We start from the raw sequence: 18,264 nt of genomic DNA on the forward strand, positions 1-18,264 counted from the left end.
GGATGGCTAACAAGCACGCAGTCTTTCCCGTCATTATGGCCGGAGGAAGCGGGACCAGGTTTTGGCCCTTGAGCCGGCATCTGTTTCCAAAGCAGCTCTTGCGGATCGGTGGCAAACAGACGCTGATTCAACAAACGATGCAGCGCGTGCTTGGCTGTGCCCCGGCAGCCAACGTCTTGATTTCGACGAATGTCGCACAAGCTGACCTTATCCGTGTGCAACTCGCCGATTGGGCAGGAGATCTCGCCGATGGGTTTGTGCTTGAACCGGAAGGACGGAACACCGCCCCCGCTATTGCTTTGGCGGCTCTCGAGGCACAGCGTCGGGATCCGAATGCAGTGATGCTGGTGGTGCCTGCGGATCATGTGGTGACCGGGCAGCGTGACTTTGAAGCGGCTGTTCTGCTGGCCTGTCAATTGGCAGAAGCAGGCTACTTGGTCACCTTTGGGATTAAGCCGATTCGTCCGGAAACGGGCTATGGATATATCAAACCGAACGACAAGGTTGTACTGGAGAAACGAGGAAAGTTGCGTGGCTTTTCAGTTCACAAATTCATAGAGAAGCCGAATGTCGCCAGGGCGATGCAGTATCTCAAGGCCGGCAACTATTATTGGAACAGCGGGATGTTTATCTGGCGGGCTGCGACGATTTTGGAAGAAATTCGCCGGCATCAGCCGGCCATTGCCGGAGCGATGGATCGAATCGGGGAGCTTCGCCTGAGTCAGGCACCCAGGTCAGCCATTGAAGGCCTCTATCGAGCGATCAAGCCGGTCTCCATCGACAATGGTGTGATGGAACGCTCGTCGAAAGCGGCCGTCATTCCGGTGGCGTTCAAATGGTCGGACGTCGGGAGTTGGGGAAGTCTGGATGAAGTGGCCTCAAGGGATAAGGCCGGGAATGTGACCACAGGGCGAGTGGTCGATATCGAGAGTCGTCGGTCGATCGTCTATGCCGACCGGCGGGTCGTGGCGACGATCGGATTACAAGATATGGTCGTGGTGGATACACCGGATGCGACCTTGGTATGCCCGAAGTCGCGAGCACAAGATGTGAAAAAGGTCGTCGACATTCTGAAACAGCAGAAGGCGCCGGAACAGTTGGAGCATCTGACCGTTCAGCGGCCATGGGGGTCTTATACGGTGTTGGAAGAAGGTCCGGGGTTCAAAGTGAAGCGTGTGACGGTCAACCCAGGTGGGCGACTCTCACTCCAAATGCACCATCAACGCAGTGAACATTGGGTCGTCATCGCTGGGACTGCGCGGGTGACCAGGGGTGAGGAGGTGTTTGACTTGCAGGTTGGGCAGAGCACCGCCATTCCGGTGAAAACGCAACATCGCCTGGAAAACCAAGGGTCTGAGATCGTGCATATCATCGAGGTCCAGAATGGCCCGTACCTTGGTGAGGATGATATCGTCCGCTTCAAGGATGATTATGGGAGAACGGCGAGTCGCTGACAGAGTAAGCTGACGGCCTGACACGATGTCAGCGTTCTTGTCTGTTCGCGTATCAGTATATTGGAGACGGCATGGCACTATTTCGCGAATATGATCTTCGAGGCATCGTCGGCACCGAATTGACGGAGGAGTTGGCTCAGCGGGTGGGGCTTGCATACGCGACCTATGCCGGCAAGCGTGGAGTCAACGCTATCAGTGTAGGTCGTGACGGTCGTCTCAGTTCTCCGGCCCTACACAAGGCCCTGCTCAAGGGGCTGCTTGCTGGTGGGCTTGATGTCGTTGATATCGGAGTGTGTTCCTCTCCATTGGTGTATTTCTCGCTATTTACCCTCCCGATTGGCGGCGGCATCATGATCACCGGGAGCCACAATGCGGCGGAGTATAATGGGTTTAAGATTTGTCTCGGAAAAACAGCGATCCATGGAGATGAACTTCAAGAACTGCGGCGGGTGATGGAAGCGGGCATCTTCGCCTCCGGGAGTGGTCGACTCTCCGAGTATCCGATTATCCCTGACTATCTAGGATACATCAAGAAAAGCTTTTCTCATATTAAGGCTGACCGGTTGCACGTCGTGATTGATTGCGGGAATGGAGCGGCGTCTCTCGTGGCCAAGCAAGCCCTTGAATTACTGGGATGTAAAGTCACGGGGCTCTATTGCGACCTAGACGGGCGTTTCCCCAACCACCATCCGGATCCCACGGTGCTTGAGAATTTGTCCGACCTGATGCAAGCGGTGAAGGCTCATGGGGCTGATGTCGGAATCGGCTATGATGGGGACGCGGACCGAATCGGCACAGTGGATGAGCAGGGACAGGTGCTCTGGGGAGATCGTCTCTTGGTGCTGTATGCTCGAGATATTTTAGCCGAGAAGCCGGGGAGTACGATTATCTCGGAGGTCAAGGCGTCCCAAAGCCTCTACGACGACATTGCCGAGCGTGGTGGACGGGCGATCATGTGGAAGACCGGTCATTCGTTGATCAAATCGAAGATGAAGACCGAATCTGCGGTCTTGGCCGGTGAAATGTCCGGACATATGTTTTTTGCGGATCGGTATTTTGGGTATGACGACGCCGTCTATGCGTCTTGTCGGTTGGTCGAGATCCTGGCGAAAGCTCAGCAGCCGCTTTCAGAGTTGGTTGCTGATCTGCCGCAGTCGGTCGTGACGCCTGAGATACGAGTGGACCTTCCTGACACCGTCAAGTTTGAGGTGGTTGAGCGGATTCGGACAAGGCTCACTGAATACCTGCAGACCAAACAGGAGCTTGGTCTGAAGAAACTGATACTACGAAATCTCATTACGATCGACGGGGTCCGCGCGATCTTCGATGGCGGCTGGGGGCTGATCAGGGCATCCAATACCCAGCCGGCGTTGGTTTTGCGATTTGAAGCGACGTCCTCCGTGCACCTCGATGCCATTCGAGCGTTCATCGAAGAGGAACTCGGGGAGGCCAGACGAGCGCTCGCGTGCTAAAATCCGTCCCCACTTGGAGTGGTTTTGCCTGCCGATGTGCCTGCATTGGTCGCTCTGTCGCCATTGGAGCTGCGTTGTTGACGCTCTTGGTTTCTCCTCGAATAACCGACGCTGAAGGATTGGGCCAACCGACACGTCCCTTCACGATCGGGGAACGGCTGACATACGAGGTGTCCTGGCTCAACCTGACTGCTGTGATTGCCATGATGGAAGTGGCTTCTACGGAAGGCACAAGGAGTGGCACTACCAGCGCCAAGTTGATTGGGACGGCACAGTCGACACCCATCATCACGAAGTTCTTCCCTGTGGACAATCGAGTGGAGTCGGACCTGGATCTGGACACGCTGACCCCGGATCATATGACCTTCCGGCGACGCGAAGGCAAAAAGAAAGAGGATATCGAATATACGTTCCATCAAAAGGAAGGGACGGTGACGGCCGTCAGAGGAGGAACCACCGAATCCTTGCCCATCCCGGCAGGGACGCACGACATTATTTCCTGCCTGTACTACACGCGTGCGGTGTTGCCGCCTACGCCGGGGGCCTCACTCAAGATGAACGTGTATCATGATAAGAAAAACCGGCCGGTTGAGGTTCGAGTCGAAGGAATCGAGACCCTCGACGGGGGCTGGGGAACAGTGGAGACGGTGCGCGTGCGCGTGATCATGCCCTTTCATGGTCTCTTCATGAATAAGGGGGACATTTATGTCTGGGTGACAAATGATGAACGAAGGACTCCTGTCCGAATGAAAGCGAAGGTCGTGCTTGGGGCTATCGTCGCGGATCTCGTTGGCGGCTGGTCAGGAGTCAGCGCTGTGAAGCCGGGCTCTTGAATAGGAGGTTATTGTTCAGGCAGGAGAAACCCGTTATACTGAGCCGCACGATGAGACAGTTTCCCACGACATTAAGCCAGTTTATCATTCGGAGTCAGGCATCGCACCCTGGGGCGACAGGAGAGTTTTCCAGCCTGTTGACCCAAATCGGCCTGGTCGGCAAACTCATTTCCCAAGATCTTCGTCGCGCAGGGTTGATCAATATTCTCGGGACGACCGGTGAGACGAATGTTCAGGGAGAGACCGTCAAAAAGCTGGATGCCATTGCCAATGACGACTTCGTCAAAGTTTTTCAATCGAGCGAACATGTTTGTGCTCTGGCGTCGGAAGAAATGGAACAGCCTATCCTGCTGCCAAAAAATTGGCCGCACGGCAAGTATATGTTGCTCTTCGATCCGTTGGACGGCTCGTCTAATACGGACAACAACATGCCGCTCGGGGCCATTTTTTCCGTGCTCAAGTATGGACGAACCGATCAGTTGCCGACGGAGTCGGATTTGATCCGTCCAGGGACCGAACAAGTTGCGGCCGGGTATCTGCTGTATGGATCGAGCACGATGTTGGTATACACCGTTGGGCAAGGCGTCTATGGGTTCACGCTTGACCCTGACATCGGAGAATATCTGCTCTCCCACGAGCGGATCAGGACTCCGGACAAGGGGAAGGTCTATGCGGCCAATGAGGGGAATTATAACAAGTGGCCCGGAGGAGTAAGGAAGTATGTGGATTCGCTGAAGGTCAGTGATAAGGCGACGAGTCGTCCCTACAGTGCGCGGTATTCCGGCTGCTTGGTGGCCGATGTGCATCGCCTGTTGCTTGGCGGGGGGATTTACCTTTATCCGGGGGAACTCGACAAGCCGGAGGGGAAGCTGCGATTGCTCTATGAGGCCAATCCCATGGCATTTGTGGTCGAACAGGCTGGAGGAAAAGCCTCAACCGGTATGACGAGAATTCTAGATGTGGAAGCCAAAAAGTTACACCAGCGTGTGCCGTTGATTATCGGGAGCCGTCTCGATGTTGAGCAGGCTGAGGCGTGCATTCAAGGGAAACTATAGTCGTTCATTGGTATTGAATGTGGGAGTTGTCTGGAGGGAATTATGGGAGATCGGGTCCAAGAAATCCTGAGTTGGTACGGTAGTGATAATGCTGGGACGAAGACCAATATCGCCCGCATGTTGCGTTCTGGAAAATTGGCTGGGACCGGTAAGTTAGTCATTCTCCCGGTTGATCAAGGGTTCGAGCATGGTCCGGCAAGAAGTTTTGCACCGAACCCATCCGGATATAACCCGCACTATCACTTTCAGCTCGCCGTCGATGCCGGCTGCAATGCCTATGCGGCGCCACTTGGGTTTTTGGAAGCCGGGGCCAGTGAGTTTGCGGGCCAGATTCCATTGATCCTTAAGTTGAACAATCATGACGTGTTGCATGATGACAAGGATCCGCTGCCATCAGTCACAGGAAGCGTGAATGATGCCCTGCGGTTGGGGTGCTCGGCTGTGGGGTTCACAATCTATCCTGGATCTGCCCATTGCAATGCGATGTATGAACAACTGCAGGCCATTGCTGAAGAGGCGAAGGCCAGTGGCCTCGCCGTCGTGGTGTGGTCCTATCCGCGAGGATCAGCTTTGAGCAAGGAAGGCGAGACGGCGATGGATGTCGTAGCCTACGCGGCACAGATCGCGGCGCAACTGGGTGCGCATATCATCAAAGTGAAGTTGCCGACTGCACATTTAGAACAAGCGGCTGCTAAGAAGGTGTATGAATCGACGCAGATCCCAATTAAGACTCTGGCTGAACGGGTCAAACATGTGGTGCAAAGTTCGTTCGATGGACGACGGATCGTCATCTTCTCCGGCGGGGCCAAGAGTGAAGATAAGAACGTGTTTGAAGAGGCTCGGGGGATCCGGGATGGGGGCGGGTTTGGCAGCATCATCGGACGGAACTCTTTCCAGAGGCCGAAGGCGGAAGCCATCAAGTTTCTCCAGACGATCATGGGGATTTACAGCGGCGCGATTCAATGAGCATTTCCTGATTCACGGATAGAAACAAGTGGATACGTATGAATCACATCGAGTTTGACCCCAAGCCCGCACAAGGCAAGAAAAACTGGGTTGTGGCCGCTGCCTTGCTGACGGCCGGGATAATTATTGGGTTTGTCGTCGCCTCGGATCTTGGGTGGTTATCAAATGGCCATGCTGTGCCAGACTCATTGTCGGTTGCACCGCCGCCACCTCCTATCCCCAGACCTGTCTCGACGGCTCCGCAGCCCATTCTGAGCGGGGGCACCCAAACATTCGTGGATATTGCCAAGTCGGTGAAGCCGGCGGTGGTCAATATCTATGCGACGAAGAGTGGACGTGGAGAAGGATCGGGCGGGACCCCCTTTGATGATCCGTTATTTAGAAAGTTTTTCGGCGACGAGTTTTTCAGGAAGTTCGAACACCCCAAGGAGAAGAAAGAGCGAGGGTTGGGGTCCGGTGTGATTGTCGATTCGAACGGGTTGATCATTACCAACAATCATGTCGTCGGCAAGGCGGATGAGATCCGTGTGACTCTCTCGGACAAGCGCGAGTTCAAAGCAAAGTTGATCGGTACTGATCCGAAGACTGATGTGGCCGTCGTGAAGATCGAAGCCGCAGGGCTTCCCAGTGTGCCATGGGCTGACTCGGACAAGTTAGAAGTGGGAGAGTTTGTCTTGGCCGTCGGCAATCCGTTCGGGCTGACGCAGACGGTCACGCTGGGAATTGTCAGTGCACTTGGACGAGCGGCCGGTATTGCTGAGTATGAGGACTTCATCCAGACCGATGCCGCGATCAATCCGGGGAACTCCGGTGGGGCCTTGGTCAATGTCCGGGGTGAACTGGTGGGGATCAATACGGCCATATTCAGTCAAAGCGGCGGCAATATGGGGATCGGATTTGCCGTGCCGAGCAATATGGCGCAGTCGATTATGGGACAACTCGTACAGACTGGGAAAGTTGTGCGTGGATGGCTGGGTGTCTCGATTCAGGAGTTGACGCCGGAATTGGCGTCACAGTTTGGAATCACGGAAACGAAGGGTGTGCTCGTCAGCGATGTCATGGAGGACAGTCCAGCCAAGAAGGCCGGATTTGAGCGAGCCGACGTCATTGTCGAATACGACGGGAAACCGATGGATTCACCCACGCATCTGCGCAATGCCGTCGCCCAGACACCAGTCGGGAAAAAAGTGGTCGTCAAGATTGTCAGGGACAAGAAGGCCAAAACCATCGACCTCACCATTGTTGAACAGCCTAAGTCGATGTCTCAAAGCGGCGAGGACGACGGAGGCGAATCAGCAACCCCGACAGGGGTGTTGTCTAGCCTTGATATCCGCGACCTGACGGAAGAGTTGGCAAGCCGCTATGGATTGAAGTCGAGCGAGCGTGGTGTGGTGATCGTTCGAGTGAAACCGGGGAGTGCGGCTGAAGAGTTGGGTGTTCGTGAAGGTGATATCGTGCTGGAAGTTAACCGGCAGAGCGTGACCTCAGTCAAGGCGTTTGAGCGGGTTGCAAGCAAGCTTCCCAAGGATCAGGCAGTGTTGCTTCTGCTCAAGCGGCAGGGTCGGACGATTTATCTTACACTTCGCCCATGATCTGTCAGGCTCACGTGATCTACCTGGTCTGTCTAGTATGTTTGGTTGAATAAAGTCACCCGGATGAACCGGCAAACCAGATGGACCAGACAGGCGCACGTCCTTGTCAGACTCAGTTAGCCGTGGCCATCGTCCCTGCCGCAGGACGAGGCCTTCGGATGGGTGGTGCCGTTCCCAAGCAGTTTTTGGCCTTGGGCGGTGAACCCTTGGTCGTCCACTCGCTTCGTGTGCTTCAGCGCTCTCCTGCCATTGATCAGATCATCTTAGCTGTGCCGCAGGTTGATCTCGACTATTGTCTGAATGATCTTGCCGTCCGGTTCGGATTCTCAAAAGTCAGGCGGGTGGTGGCTGGTGGAAAGGAACGACAGGATTCTGTTCGGCATGCCTTGGAACATGTGCCTGAAGACACACGGATTGTGGTGGTGCATGATGCGGTACGCCCGTTTCTGACAGAACAGATGGTGGCTGAGGTCGTGGAAGCTGCACGGCGCGAAGGAGGGGCGATTATCGCGTTACCGATGCGTGATACTGTCAAACAGGTTGGAAAGGAACATCGGATTGAACGGACCGTTGATCGACAACCACTCTGGTTGGCTCAGACACCGCAAGCATTCCGGCGAGATCAATTGTTGAATGCCCACCGCAAGGCTCATGCGGAGGGTGTGCATGCCACCGATGATGCGTTTTTGTTCGAGTGGGCTGGACACCCGGTCGTCGTGGTGGAAGGGAGCGGAGAAAATATCAAGGTGACGAGACCGGAGGATATGGTAATCGGTGAAGCGATTTTGGCCTCGCGTCGATCAGATGACAGGAAAGGGGTAGTATGAAGAAAGGGGCTCGCATTGGCTATGGTTACGATGTTCATCCACTCGGACCGGACCGTAAATTGATATTGGGTGGAATTGAAATTCCGCACACGAAAGGGTTGCTTGGCCATTCTGATTCGGATGTCCTTGTTCATGCCGTGTGCGATGCTTTGTTGGGTGCCATGGGAGAAGGGGATCTCGGGCGGCATTATCCTAGCTCTGACCCCAAGTATAAAGGGATCTCCAGCTTGAAGTTGTTGGAAGATGTCATGACAAAACTTCAGGCCAAGGGGTACCAGGTAGGCAATATCGACACGGTTGTTGTGGCTCAAGCTCCTCGCCTCGGCCCGCATCTCTCCGCGATGCAGAAAAAGATTGCGGAGACGGCCGGTCTTGACCCTGACCTCGTCAACGTGAAGGTCAAGAGCGGGGAGGGACTCGATGCGGTCGGTCACGAAGAGGGGATGACCGCCCACGCGATCTGCGTAATCGAGCCATCCTAGTGCCGTAGAATACACCGGTGATGTTGGCACACATCAAACAAGACCTTCAGGCGGTCTTTGATCGAGATCCAGCGGCAACCAGCAAACTGGAGGTCGTCCTTACGTATGCAGGTTTTCATGCGTTGCTCGCGTATCGTATCTCTCATCGACTGAAGTCGATGGGAGTGCCATTCTTCCCGCGAGCGATTTCTCAGCTGGCTCGTTGGCTCACCGGCGTTGAGATCCATCCTTCGGCCAAGATTGGGACGGGGTTTTTCATCGACCACGGTATGGGTGTGGTGATCGGGGAGACGGCAGAGATCGGTGACTACGTGACGCTCTTTCAGGGTGTGACGTTGGGAGGGACAGGCAAAGAACGAGGTAAGCGACATCCGACCTTGGGAAATCACGTGGTTGTAGGCGCTGGGGCCAAGATCCTCGGCGGGATCACGATCGGTGACAATGTGAAGATCGGGGCCAATTCTGTCGTCTTGAAGAATGTCGCGGCCAATTCGACGGTGATCGGTGTCCCGGGCCGCGTCATCAAATCCCAGGGCGAGCGTTTGCCTGATGCCACAATGGATCAAGTCGATTTACCGGATCCCATCAGTGACCGCTTCATTGCATTGGAGCAGGAATTGATTGAGCTTCGGAAGAAGCTCGAAAATCACGATGAACCTCGCCGCCAATAGTTGGTCGTACCGTCGGACAGTGTGCTGATGGAATGACCTCGGCGCGGCACTCTGCCGCGCCGGATTACGGCTGCCTATGCAGACAGGCAGTCACTCATAAATTTCTTCCGCTCGTCGCCTTTCAACTGCTTTTCACCCGCCTCCTTATTGCACGTCTTCATCTTATTCTGCTGAGTGTCCTTGCCGCCTCCGCTTTTCCCAGACTTGGCGGAAAGGCATTCTTTCATAAACTCCTTCCGCTCATCGCCTTTCCCTTCGCCAAACCCTTTTGCATTCGCCTGTTCATTGCAGGCCTTCATCTTATTCTGTTGCTCCGGCGCAGCCATGGCGAGCGGAGCTGCGCCAAGGGTGAGCACAAAGACTGTCAGTGTGAAGGTGTGTAGAACTCTCCGCATGTTGGGTCTCCTTTATTAAGAAGTGAGGCGTATGACTGGGGCAGTATAACAGAGAAGTACGTACGTGTCATTAAGAGGGAGTTGAATCTATTGGTCGGAGGTAGGATGCTGGGGAGGTCGTAGGATGGGGCTCCAGTTCATTTCTTCGAGCGAAAGGTTCAAGGCGAACCAAATGATAGGGTGGAGCTCAGTGTGCTTGTGGTTTGTGGGGTGAAAGGGTGATTTCTCCTTGAGAAAAGGATATGCTGTGCGCACAACACGAACAGCACAGTTCTATCCATGAGATCTGTCCTGGAGTGCCTTCCCGAAAAGAAGAAAGGCCGGTTATGAGTTCAACCCCCGCGGTTACGCCAGCGCGCCAGTTTCGGAACTTGCTTATGTCGGAGCAGCTGGAGTTCATCTGTGAAGCCCATAACGGCCTCAGCGCAAAGATCGTTCAAGAAGCCGGCTTCAAAGGTATCTGGGCCAGTGGTCTCTCCATCTCGGCTCAATTTGGTGTGCGTGATAATAACGAGGCCAGCTGGACCCAGGTTTTGGACAATCTGGAGTTCATGTCCGATGCGGCCACGATTCCTATCCTGCTCGATGGTGATACAGGATACGGCAACTTCAATAATATGCAGCGGTTGGTTCGCAAACTGGAGCAACGGCGTATTGCTGCCGTCTGTATCGAAGATAAGTTATTCCCCAAAACGAATAGTTTTATCAAAGGGGATGCCCAGCCGATGGCGGATGTGCAAGAGTTCTGCGGCAAGATCAAGGCCGGTAAAGATGCACAAACTGACCCAGACTTTTGCATTATTGCGAGAGTGGAAGCCTTTATCTGTGGCTGGGGACTTGCGGAGGCGCTCCGTCGAGCAGAGGCCTATCGTCAGGCCGGTGCGGACGGGATCCTCATCCATAGTGCGTTGTCAGTGCCTGATGAAATCCTGTCGTTCAAGCACGAGTGGGGCAATCGATGCCCTGTCGTGATCGTCCCGACGAAGTATTATGCGACCCCGACCGAGGTGTTTCGACAGCGCGGATTTTCGATCGTCATTTGGGCTAATCACCTGCTTCGGGCCGCTGTGGCGGCTATGCAGAAAACAGCGTCAACCCTCAAGGAACAGGAACATCTACTATCGATCGAGGATAAGGTGGCTCCCGTTGCCGAGATCTTCCGCTTGCAAAATGCGGCGGAGTTGCAGGATGCCGAAGACCGTTACCTTCCTCGGGGGGCAGAAAACACCGGGGCGATTGTACTGGCTGCCTCGCGTGGCGAGGAACTCCGGGAATTGACCGAACATCAGCCGAAGACGATGGTCAAGATTCAGGGGACACCAATTCTCGCCCACATTGTGGATGCCTATAACGCTGTAGGGATCAAGGACATCACGGTCGTCCGTGGTTATAAGAAGGAATCGGTCAACCTGCCTAGCCTGAGGTATTTGGATAACGATGATTTTGCCGACACCGGTGAGTTGGATTCACTGCAGAAAGCTTTCCGCATGCTGAATAGTCCGTCAAAGGACCTGATTATTTCGTACGGAGATGTATTGTTCAATAAATATATCCCACAGGCCCTCTGTCAGGAGAACGAGGACTTTGTGATCTTCGTGGATAGCGATTGGCAGAATCAAAGCAGCTATGTGCGTCTCGGCGGCTTTGTCGAATGCTCCTTGCCGAATTCGAAGAAGGCTTTTAATGCCAAGGTCTATTTGAAACAGCTCGGGAATACGGTGGGGAGAGAACAGACCCACGGAGTTTGGATGGGGTTTCTGAAAGTTTCTCCTGCCGGAGCGGCTCAACTTCAGACCATTCTTTCGACGATGATGACCGATCCTGTGAATCGAAAAGCCGGCATCCCTCACCTGTTACAAGAATTGCTGAAGCGACAGCAGCCGATTCGCGTGTTGTATACCGTGGGGCATTGGCTCGATATCAATAGTCTGGACGATGTGGTCCAGGCAGGGAATTTCTGAGCGGCGCATATATGTGCCGCTCCATCCGCACTGTTTTCCGGCTCATGCTTCACCATTGCTAACGGAAGTTTGTTTCGCGGCAACGTAGGGCTGAACAATCGCCCTGTATGGAGCGTCAGGCATGCTGAATCCACAAAAATTTGTTGAGTGCCTCAAGCGGCATGGCGTTGAGTTTTTCACGGGAGTGCCAGATTCACTTCTCAAGGAACTCTGCTCCTGCATTGCTCATACCAGTCGGCCCAGAGCGCATCTCATCGCTGCCAACGAAGGTGGAGCCGTGGCTCTGGCGATCGGATATCACCTCGCAACGCGGGGAATCCCCCTTATTTATTTGCAAAACTCTGGGTTGGGCAACGTCGTCAATCCACTTTTGTCGCTCGCAGATGAAGAAGTGTATTCCGTTCCGATGCTCTTTGTCATTGGATGGCGCGGTGAGCCAGGGGTACACGATGAACCTCAGCATAAGAAGCAAGGCAGAGTGATGGTTCCTATGCTTGAGGCCATGGAGGTTCCTTATTCGGTACTGGGGGCTGACGTGGATGATGCAGAGACCATTGTGAAAGATGCTGTGGTACATATCCAAAAAACCGGCGGCCCCTTCGCATTGGTGATCAAGAAAGGAGCCTTTACGGCATATGCAGCACCTCGGCTAGAGAAAGCAGACTTTGCGCTGTCCCGAGAAGAGGCAATTCAGCAGGTGGTTGATGTGCTCGATGAGCGGGATGTCGTTGTCTCCACAACTGGTATGCCCTCTCGAGAGCTCTATGAATACAGGCGCAAACGGGGCGATGGTCACCATCGGGATTTCCTCACGGTCGGTGGTATGGGGCATGCCTCGCAAATTGCGCTGGGGATTGCGCTTCAAGAGTCAGAACGGTCTGTGTATTGTCTTGATGGAGATGGGGCACTCCTGATGCATATGGGAGGGGTGGCCTTGGCCGGAACACTGAAGCTGAACAATTTTAAGCATATTGTTTTGAACAATGGTGCTCATGACTCAGTGGGTGGGCAACCGACTGTGGCTCTGGATATCGATATCCTGAGTATCGCTCGTGCAGCTGGGTATGAGCGAGCGACCAGGGCTCGAACACAATCAGAATTGCAGACGTGCCTTCAGGAGCTCAAAGGCTTGCCGGGACCAAGCCTCTTGGAGATTCAGGTCCGGTGCGGAGCGCGAAAAGACTTAGGACGTCCGGAAACGACCCCAATTCAGAATAAGGACGCCTTTATGGATTTTCTTGAGTCTGCTCGGTAGGTGGTGCAAGAGTTTGGGCACATCTGGGTGGTCATCAACCGGCGCAGACGGCTGGAGATGACCCAAATATACTCCTGGCGCTCGTGCAGGGCAGGTGTGGAGCTCAACATCTTCCGCGGAATAGCTTGCTCGTCATCACGTCGTTCCATTCTACGGATATGCTCAGGGCCTGTCGAAACTGCCTCAGCCATAATCAACTCGCACCAAAAATAATCCCTGCGGCGGAGCGGTCTTTCCTGCAGCTGAGCGATCACAGGCATTGAGGATGGCTGTGAGGCTCTCTGTCCGGCGCTTGCCCAGGCCGATTTCCAAAAGGGTGCCGACAATTGAGCGGATCATCTGCTTGAGGAATCGATCAGCATAGACTTCGATCCGTAGTCGATGACCTTCGCGGACTACTGTGAATCGCTGGAGGTGACAGATGGGGTCATCATTGTCGGTTGGCTGTGTCTGGAACGAAGAAAAGTCGTGGACTCCAATGAAAGTATTCCCGGCGGTACTCATGGCTTCGTCATCAAGAGGCTGGTGAATATGCCACCAATAGGCTCGCTCAACTGCTGGACGCTCTGGCCGATTGAGGATGTGGTATTCATACAGTTTGCCCTTGGCTGAGTGCCTGGCATGGAACGAGTCGGGCATGAGCTCAACTGATCTGACTACAATACTCTCCGGAAGGTGCGCATTCAGCGCTCTGGCCCATTGACGAGGTGTCATGTCACGATCGATACGGAAGCTCGCGACCTGACCTAGGGCATGCACGCCTGCATCGGTCCGTCCCGCACCGATGACCGGCACCGTGATTTGGGTCACACCGAAGATCGCCGTCTCAACGGCTGCTTGAATGGTCGGCTGATCGGGTTGACGTTGCCAGCCGGCATAGGCTGTGCCGTCATATTCAAGCGTGAGCTTTATGGTGGACATAGTTCGACTAAGAACTGGAGCGAACGCGTGAACTTAGCGTATATCAGACTTGCCGGCCGAGAGGAAAGCGACAATACCCTGGTAGAGCGATTGAGCAACATCCTGGACGAATACAGGTTTTTTGAGGAGCTCTTCTTCTGCGGGGTTTGAAATATAGGCGATCTCCGCCAAAATGCTGGGCATGCTCGTGAATCTCAAGACATAGAAAGGGGCGGTCTTGACGCCATGATCGTCGACTTCATAGTGGCCATTCATTTGAGCCACCATGGCGGCTTTGGCATTCCAGGCGAGCTCGAGCGATTCCTCGATCTTTTTCGTTGTTAAAAGATCTGCCACGAGGTATTCCCACCCAACTCCCGTGTTGCTGATGGGTGTTCCGTTCTCTCGTGCCGCCACCTCCAGCGCCCGGTGATCCTTGGCTTCCCCAAAGTGATAGATCTCTATGCCTTTCACCGTGCGTACGGGGTGGGAATTGACATGGATGGAGACAAACAGATCAGCCTCGTTGCTGTTCGCAAATCGAGCTCGTTCCTCTAATTCCACAAAGACATCCCGGTCACGGGTCATCAATACTCGTACCCCGGGGTGCTTACTCAAGAGTTTTCGGAGTTGAAGCCCTACCTTGAGGGTAACGTCCTTCTCCTCGGTCTTTTGACTCCCCCGAGCACCCGGATCTTTTCCTCCGTGGCCTGGATCGATCACAATGGTGGTGTACCCCTTGGTCCGTGGGGTAATAGGCTGAGGGGCCGTAGGGACGACACGTTTTGAGGTCTCTTGAGGGGCGTTTGCCGGGTTAAGACCTTGTTCTATGGGAAGCGTGACATCGATGACTACCCGTGGAGGGTCGGATAAAATGAAGTGCTTATATGATTGGAACGACGTCGTGGGGAGGGAAATGGCTACGGTGTGAGGGGCGACTTGAGTGACCATAAAGGGTGTGGGGATCGTTCCGTCCGTGGCTTTGCCCCGCACTGTTTGGCTGAGCCAGGCGTCAGGGAGTGCAATGAGCACCCGGCTTGGATCCTCGACGTGCTGTTCGATGACTCTCGTCGGGCGATCGAGGTCCAGGACGAGCCTGATTTTCTCCGGACTGGTCGTCGCACGGATGTTACGGATTGTGACCGGGGCGAGGGAAGCGGCCGTCCCTCTGACATGGCTCTGTTTCGATCCCTGTATCGACAGCGTCCGTGGTGTGTCGGATGACCAAGCCAACGCTTGGGGAGCCATCGCAGTGGAAAGGAAGAAGAGGGTGCCAGCTACGGTGAGCGTGAGGGGCTTGAATGAAAACAGCCAGGGCTCTCGTTCTTGCATGGACCCTTTGTAGCCCCTTTTCAGTGGTAGATGATGGGAAACTATTCTCAGATGTCTGCCGCCATGTCAAGAACTACGCCAGTTGGATCGACGAGAGCCACGGTGACGGTCAGTTGAGCGATATGATAGCGTGACCTCTATGCCGACTCATCTGATTATTGATGGGTATAATCTTCTATCTGCCGGGGGCCGACTGAGCGGACAGCTTGAGTCGGCCCGCGAACGACTGCTGTATGATTTGGCGAGCTACCGACATCGCAAGCATCATCATATCACTGTCGTGTTTGATGGGTGGCAGCAGGGCCACTCATCGGAGCAGCGGGAACACCGTTCGGGCGTGCAGGTGATCTATTCAAAGCGGGGAGAGCGAGCCGATCAGGTTATTCAGCGACTGGCCAGGGAGTATGGACCTGACTGTGCCGTAGTCAGCTCCGACCATGAAATCGCATGCGCGGCTCGGGCCCACGGGGCCTTTGTCATGGGAGCTCAGGAGTTTACTTCTAAACTACGGGCATCATCGCTCCCAAGCGGAAGCGTGCCGCACAAAGAGCTGGATACAGGAGAGGACTTTACGGTACGGCGTGGACCGGAGAAAAAAGGCAATCCGAGAAAGCTTCCTAAGTCTCAACGGAAGCGTGACCGACACCTTAAGCGATTTTGAACAACTGTTTCGCGTTGGTGCTGGTCCGTTTGCCGATTTCCTCAAGGGAGATCGTGTGGAGAGAGGCCAGCTGTTGGGCCACCTGTGAGACGTAAGCCGGCTCGTTGCGTTTGCCGCGGTAGGGAACCGGTGTCAGGTACGGGCAATCGGTTTCAATTAATACACGGTCAAGGGGTGTATCTTGGGCGATATCACGGAGCATCGTGGCATTAGGAAATGTGAGGATGCCCGAAAAGGATAGATAGAATCCAAGATCCAACGCATCCTTTGCCAGCCAGGCATCTCCGGAAAAGCAGTGGAAGACCCCGCCGACTTCTGATGCCTTTTCTTCCTTCAAAATAGTAATTGTGTCCTCTTGCGCCTCCCTCGTGTGAATAATCACAGGGAGTTTGAGTTCGCGTGCGAGCTGGACCTGTTCACGAAACCGCTCGCGCTGTTCCTTCGGGGAGGAGTGGTTGTAGTGATAGTCCAATCCGATCTCGCCGTAAGCCACAACCTTCTTATTGAGCGCGAGCTGACGAAATTCGTGATACCAATCGTCGTCGATGTGTTTAACCTCGTGTGGGTGGACGCCGATTGAGGCATAGACGAAAGGGTAGCGTGTGGCAAGCGTCACGGCTGCTTGGCTGGTGGCCAAATCGCATCCGATCGTCATAAACGCTTCGACCCCAGCTTCTTGCGCACGGGCGATCATCGCCTCGCGGTCATCATTGTACCGGGCGTCGTCTAAGTGCGTATGGGTATCGATTAACATTGACGCATCTTACCACGATGTGATCGTGCGGGGGGTATACCTGTGTGCGGAAATCTGGGAGGAAATCGGTCAGGAGACTGGCTTGGGGGTGACGGCAGTGGCGAGCTCGTGCAGCAACTGTTCGGTTTCATCCCAGCCTAGACAGGCATCGGTAATGGAGACACCATGCTGCAGAGCCACCCCTTCTTTCCAAGCTTGTTTGCCTGGGTTCAGGTTGCTCTCAAGCATGAGTCCCATGATCGTCTGGCGGCCTTCGCGGAACTGCCGCAGTACTTCTTGGGCTACGAACCCCTGGCGGGTATGATCTTTCTTGGAGTTGTCATGCGAACAGTCGATCATGATCGGGCGGACGATGCCTTCACCTGCGACGGCTGCTTCTGCTTTCGCGACGTGTTCTGCTTCGTAGTTGGTCTTTCCGCCTCCGCCACGGAGCACGATATGGCGGTCGGGATTCCCCAGGGTCTTGATGATGGCGGTTTGGCCATCGGCATTGATGCCAACGAAATGGTGCGGCGTGCGGGCGGAAAGCATGGCATTGACGGCGACCTGCAGGCTGCCTTCCGTTCCGTTCTTGAATCCAACCGGCATGGAGACACCACTGGCCATTTCTCGATGGGTTTGGCTTTCGGTGGTGCGAGCGCCGATCGCTGCCCAGCTGATAAGATCGGCCACGTACTGTGGACTAATTGGATCCAGCAACTCGGTGCCGCAGGGAAGGCCCAATTGATTGATCTTGAGGAGAATCGCTCTGGCCAACTCCACTCCCGTCGCGATGTCGCAGGTTCCATCAAGCCGAGGGTCATTGATGAGGCCCTTCCATCCCACCGTGGTCCTCGGCTTTTCGAAGTAGGTTCGCATCACGATCAGGAATCGGTCGCGCAAGGCGTCGGCAACAGGCTTCAGCTTGGCCGCATATTCATAGGCCGCATCGGGATCATGGATGGAACAGGGCCCGACGATGACCAGCAGCCGGTCTCGGTCCTGGCCATGGAGGATCCGACGAATCGCTTCTCTGGTTTCAACAACGAGGGCAGCCGCTTGATCGGTAATGGGCAGTTTGGTCTTGACGGCGCGAGGTGACGGGAGCGCCTTGATTTCAATAACGTGTTGATTGTCGATCGGTCTATTCATGATCTGCTACGCCGCGTGGCTTGGTTCTCAATAGGACCCTGCTGTAAGGGGCTAACACTTTAACGAATCATAGCAGGAAAGTCCATATCGATTGCTCGTAGGGCTGGCCTGGGTCACGTGGCAATTGGTTTTGGCTCTTCTTGCAATTCTGCCCAATGGATGCCTATTCTACGGCCATGATTTCCAGCAGGTTGCCATATCTCTTCTTGCTGCTCCGTTCAGGAGTGGCCTTGGGGATGATCTGTATCATCCTGGGATTGGCGCCGTTCGCTGTGGCTCAGGATGTTCACCATGAGTTGGCTGCTGCTGATGCGGATGGTCATGAACATTCAGACACCGACATCTGTCAGTGGGTCCAACATCATATTGCCGGGTCTGTCGATCTGGATCTTTCGCGATTTGCCATATGTGATGTTGTCCGGCAGCAGGAATTTCCATCTGAGTCGGTCCTGTTATCAGTTGCGCGTTCCTTTGTCGGTCCTTCCCGCGCTCCTCCACAAGTCTAGCTGAGTGATCACATTAA

General features: G+C 54.6%; 18 protein-coding genes. 13 read left to right on the forward strand and 5 right to left on the reverse strand.

Features of this window, described 5'->3' with window-relative positions; genetic code table 11:
• Positions 1-2: 2 nt before the first annotated feature.
• The 9 genes from ACYX34_RS05280 to cysE all read left to right on the forward strand — a co-directional run bounded on the left by ACYX34_RS05280 (position 3) and on the right by cysE (position 9,352).
• Positions 3-1,454, forward strand: a complete 1,452-nt coding sequence (locus ACYX34_RS05280; RefSeq protein ID WP_462075510.1) for a mannose-1-phosphate guanylyltransferase/mannose-6-phosphate isomerase — start codon at positions 3-5, stop codon at positions 1,452-1,454.
• A gap of 71 nt (positions 1,455-1,525) precedes the next feature.
• The gene (locus tag ACYX34_RS05285) at positions 1,526-2,926 is read left to right on the forward strand and encodes a phosphomannomutase/phosphoglucomutase (RefSeq protein WP_462075511.1); all 1,401 of its coding nucleotides are present in this window, start codon (positions 1,526-1,528) and stop codon (positions 2,924-2,926) included.
• Positions 2,920-3,759 (forward strand): DUF3108 domain-containing protein, encoded by an 840-nt coding sequence (locus tag ACYX34_RS05290; protein ID WP_462075512.1) that lies wholly within the window; start codon positions 2,920-2,922, stop codon positions 3,757-3,759. Before ACYX34_RS05285 ends, ACYX34_RS05290 begins: the two co-directional genes overlap by 7 nt.
• 50 nt (positions 3,760-3,809) lie before the next feature.
• Positions 3,810-4,814 (forward strand): class 1 fructose-bisphosphatase, encoded by a 1,005-nt coding sequence (fbp, locus tag ACYX34_RS05295; protein ID WP_462075513.1) that lies wholly within the window; start codon positions 3,810-3,812, stop codon positions 4,812-4,814.
• 42 nt (positions 4,815-4,856) lie between these two features.
• Positions 4,857-5,780 carry a class I fructose-bisphosphate aldolase gene (locus ACYX34_RS05300; RefSeq protein ID WP_462075514.1) on the forward strand — a complete coding sequence of 308 codons (924 nt, stop codon included), beginning with the start codon at positions 4,857-4,859 and terminating at the stop codon, positions 5,778-5,780.
• Between the two features lie 38 nt (positions 5,781-5,818).
• On the forward strand, positions 5,819-7,372 hold the full coding sequence (locus ACYX34_RS05305; RefSeq protein ID WP_462075515.1) for a DegQ family serine endoprotease: 1,554 nt from the start codon (positions 5,819-5,821) through the stop codon (positions 7,370-7,372).
• Positions 7,373-7,452: 80 nt separating this feature from the next.
• Positions 7,453-8,199, forward strand: a complete 747-nt coding sequence (ispD, locus tag ACYX34_RS05310) for a 2-C-methyl-D-erythritol 4-phosphate cytidylyltransferase (protein ID WP_462075516.1) — start codon at positions 7,453-7,455, stop codon at positions 8,197-8,199.
• Positions 8,196-8,681: a 2-C-methyl-D-erythritol 2,4-cyclodiphosphate synthase gene (ispF, locus tag ACYX34_RS05315; protein WP_462075517.1), complete on the forward strand. Its 486-nt coding sequence runs from the start codon at positions 8,196-8,198 to the stop codon at positions 8,679-8,681. Before ispD ends, ispF begins: the two co-directional genes overlap by 4 nt.
• Before the next feature lie 20 nt (positions 8,682-8,701).
• Positions 8,702-9,352, forward strand: a complete 651-nt coding sequence (gene cysE / locus ACYX34_RS05320) for a serine O-acetyltransferase (RefSeq protein ID WP_462075602.1) — start codon at positions 8,702-8,704, stop codon at positions 9,350-9,352.
• Between the two features lie 74 nt (positions 9,353-9,426).
• Here cysE and ACYX34_RS05325 read toward each other — a convergent pair whose 3' ends face one another.
• The gene (locus tag ACYX34_RS05325; protein WP_462075518.1) at positions 9,427-9,747 is read right to left on the reverse strand and encodes a PsiF family protein; all 321 of its coding nucleotides are present in this window, start codon (positions 9,745-9,747) and stop codon (positions 9,427-9,429) included.
• A 326-nt stretch (positions 9,748-10,073) separates the two neighbouring features.
• On the opposite strand from ACYX34_RS05325, the gene aepX reads away from it, so the two are divergent.
• Complete coding sequence (aepX, locus tag ACYX34_RS05330) at positions 10,074-11,708, forward strand: phosphoenolpyruvate mutase (protein ID WP_462075519.1); 1,635 nt, start codon at positions 10,074-10,076, stop codon at positions 11,706-11,708.
• 121 nt (positions 11,709-11,829) lie between these two features.
• The gene (aepY, locus tag ACYX34_RS05335; protein ID WP_462075520.1) at positions 11,830-12,963 is read left to right on the forward strand and encodes a phosphonopyruvate decarboxylase; all 1,134 of its coding nucleotides are present in this window, start codon (positions 11,830-11,832) and stop codon (positions 12,961-12,963) included.
• A gap of 183 nt (positions 12,964-13,146) precedes the next feature.
• Here aepY and truA read toward each other — a convergent pair whose 3' ends face one another.
• Positions 13,147-13,884: a tRNA pseudouridine(38-40) synthase TruA gene (gene truA, locus ACYX34_RS05340; RefSeq protein WP_462075521.1), complete on the reverse strand. Its 738-nt coding sequence runs from the start codon at positions 13,882-13,884 to the stop codon at positions 13,147-13,149.
• A gap of 33 nt (positions 13,885-13,917) precedes the next feature.
• A complete protein-coding gene (locus ACYX34_RS05345) occupies positions 13,918-15,195 on the reverse strand; it encodes an N-acetylmuramoyl-L-alanine amidase family protein (protein WP_462075522.1) in 1,278 nt (425 codons plus the stop codon).
• Positions 15,196-15,334: 139 nt separating this feature from the next.
• Here ACYX34_RS05345 and ACYX34_RS05350 point away from each other — a divergent pair, with 139 nt between their 5' ends.
• Complete coding sequence (locus ACYX34_RS05350; RefSeq protein ID WP_462075523.1) at positions 15,335-15,856, forward strand: NYN domain-containing protein; 522 nt, start codon at positions 15,335-15,337, stop codon at positions 15,854-15,856.
• Here the strand turns inward: ACYX34_RS05350 and ACYX34_RS05355 are convergent.
• Positions 15,843-16,610, reverse strand: coding sequence for a TatD family hydrolase (locus tag ACYX34_RS05355; RefSeq protein WP_462075524.1), 768 nt, complete (start codon positions 16,608-16,610; stop codon positions 15,843-15,845). The genes ACYX34_RS05350 and ACYX34_RS05355 overlap by 14 nt on opposite strands.
• A 69-nt stretch (positions 16,611-16,679) precedes the next feature.
• Positions 16,680-17,741: a 3-deoxy-7-phosphoheptulonate synthase gene (locus ACYX34_RS05360; RefSeq protein WP_462075525.1), complete on the reverse strand. Its 1,062-nt coding sequence runs from the start codon at positions 17,739-17,741 to the stop codon at positions 16,680-16,682.
• Between the two features lie 236 nt (positions 17,742-17,977).
• Between ACYX34_RS05360 and ACYX34_RS05365 the strand changes: the two genes are divergently transcribed.
• Positions 17,978-18,247 carry a hypothetical protein gene (locus ACYX34_RS05365; RefSeq protein ID WP_462075526.1) on the forward strand — a complete coding sequence of 90 codons (270 nt, stop codon included), beginning with the start codon at positions 17,978-17,980 and terminating at the stop codon, positions 18,245-18,247.
• Positions 18,248-18,264: the final 17 nt, after the last annotated feature.

This window comes from Nitrospira sp. CMX1, from assembly GCF_054902215.1.

Excerpts from the sequence above, each read along its gene's own strand:
- ACYX34_RS05365 (WP_462075526.1), top strand. The coding sequence starts at position 17,978 with ATGATCTGTATCATCCTGGGATTGGCGCCGTTCGCTGTGGCTCAGGAT.
- aepX (WP_462075519.1), top strand. The coding sequence starts at position 10,074 with ATGAGTTCAACCCCCGCGGTTACGCCAGCGCGCCAGTTTCGGAACTTG.
- ACYX34_RS05305 (WP_462075515.1), top strand. The coding sequence starts at position 5,819 with ATGAATCACATCGAGTTTGACCCCAAGCCCGCACAAGGCAAGAAAAAC.
- aepY (WP_462075520.1), top strand. The coding sequence starts at position 11,830 with ATGCTGAATCCACAAAAATTTGTTGAGTGCCTCAAGCGGCATGGCGTT.
- ACYX34_RS05325 (WP_462075518.1), bottom strand. The coding sequence starts at position 9,747 with ATGCGGAGAGTTCTACACACCTTCACACTGACAGTCTTTGTGCTCACC.
- ispD (WP_462075516.1), top strand. The coding sequence starts at position 7,453 with ATGGACCAGACAGGCGCACGTCCTTGTCAGACTCAGTTAGCCGTGGCC.
- ACYX34_RS05355 (WP_462075524.1), bottom strand. The coding sequence starts at position 16,610 with ATGTTAATCGATACCCATACGCACTTAGACGACGCCCGGTACAATGAT.
- ACYX34_RS05285 (WP_462075511.1), top strand. The coding sequence starts at position 1,526 with ATGGCACTATTTCGCGAATATGATCTTCGAGGCATCGTCGGCACCGAA.
- ACYX34_RS05280 (WP_462075510.1), top strand. The coding sequence starts at position 3 with ATGGCTAACAAGCACGCAGTCTTTCCCGTCATTATGGCCGGAGGAAGC.
- ispF (WP_462075517.1), top strand. The coding sequence starts at position 8,196 with ATGAAGAAAGGGGCTCGCATTGGCTATGGTTACGATGTTCATCCACTC.
- truA (WP_462075521.1), bottom strand. The coding sequence starts at position 13,884 with ATGTCCACCATAAAGCTCACGCTTGAATATGACGGCACAGCCTATGCC.
- cysE (WP_462075602.1), top strand. The coding sequence starts at position 8,702 with ATGTTGGCACACATCAAACAAGACCTTCAGGCGGTCTTTGATCGAGAT.
- ACYX34_RS05300 (WP_462075514.1), top strand. The coding sequence starts at position 4,857 with ATGGGAGATCGGGTCCAAGAAATCCTGAGTTGGTACGGTAGTGATAAT.
- ACYX34_RS05360 (WP_462075525.1), bottom strand. The coding sequence starts at position 17,741 with ATGAATAGACCGATCGACAATCAACACGTTATTGAAATCAAGGCGCTC.
- fbp (WP_462075513.1), top strand. The coding sequence starts at position 3,810 with ATGAGACAGTTTCCCACGACATTAAGCCAGTTTATCATTCGGAGTCAG.
- ACYX34_RS05350 (WP_462075523.1), top strand. The coding sequence starts at position 15,335 with ATGCCGACTCATCTGATTATTGATGGGTATAATCTTCTATCTGCCGGG.
- ACYX34_RS05345 (WP_462075522.1), bottom strand. The coding sequence starts at position 15,195 with ATGCAAGAACGAGAGCCCTGGCTGTTTTCATTCAAGCCCCTCACGCTC.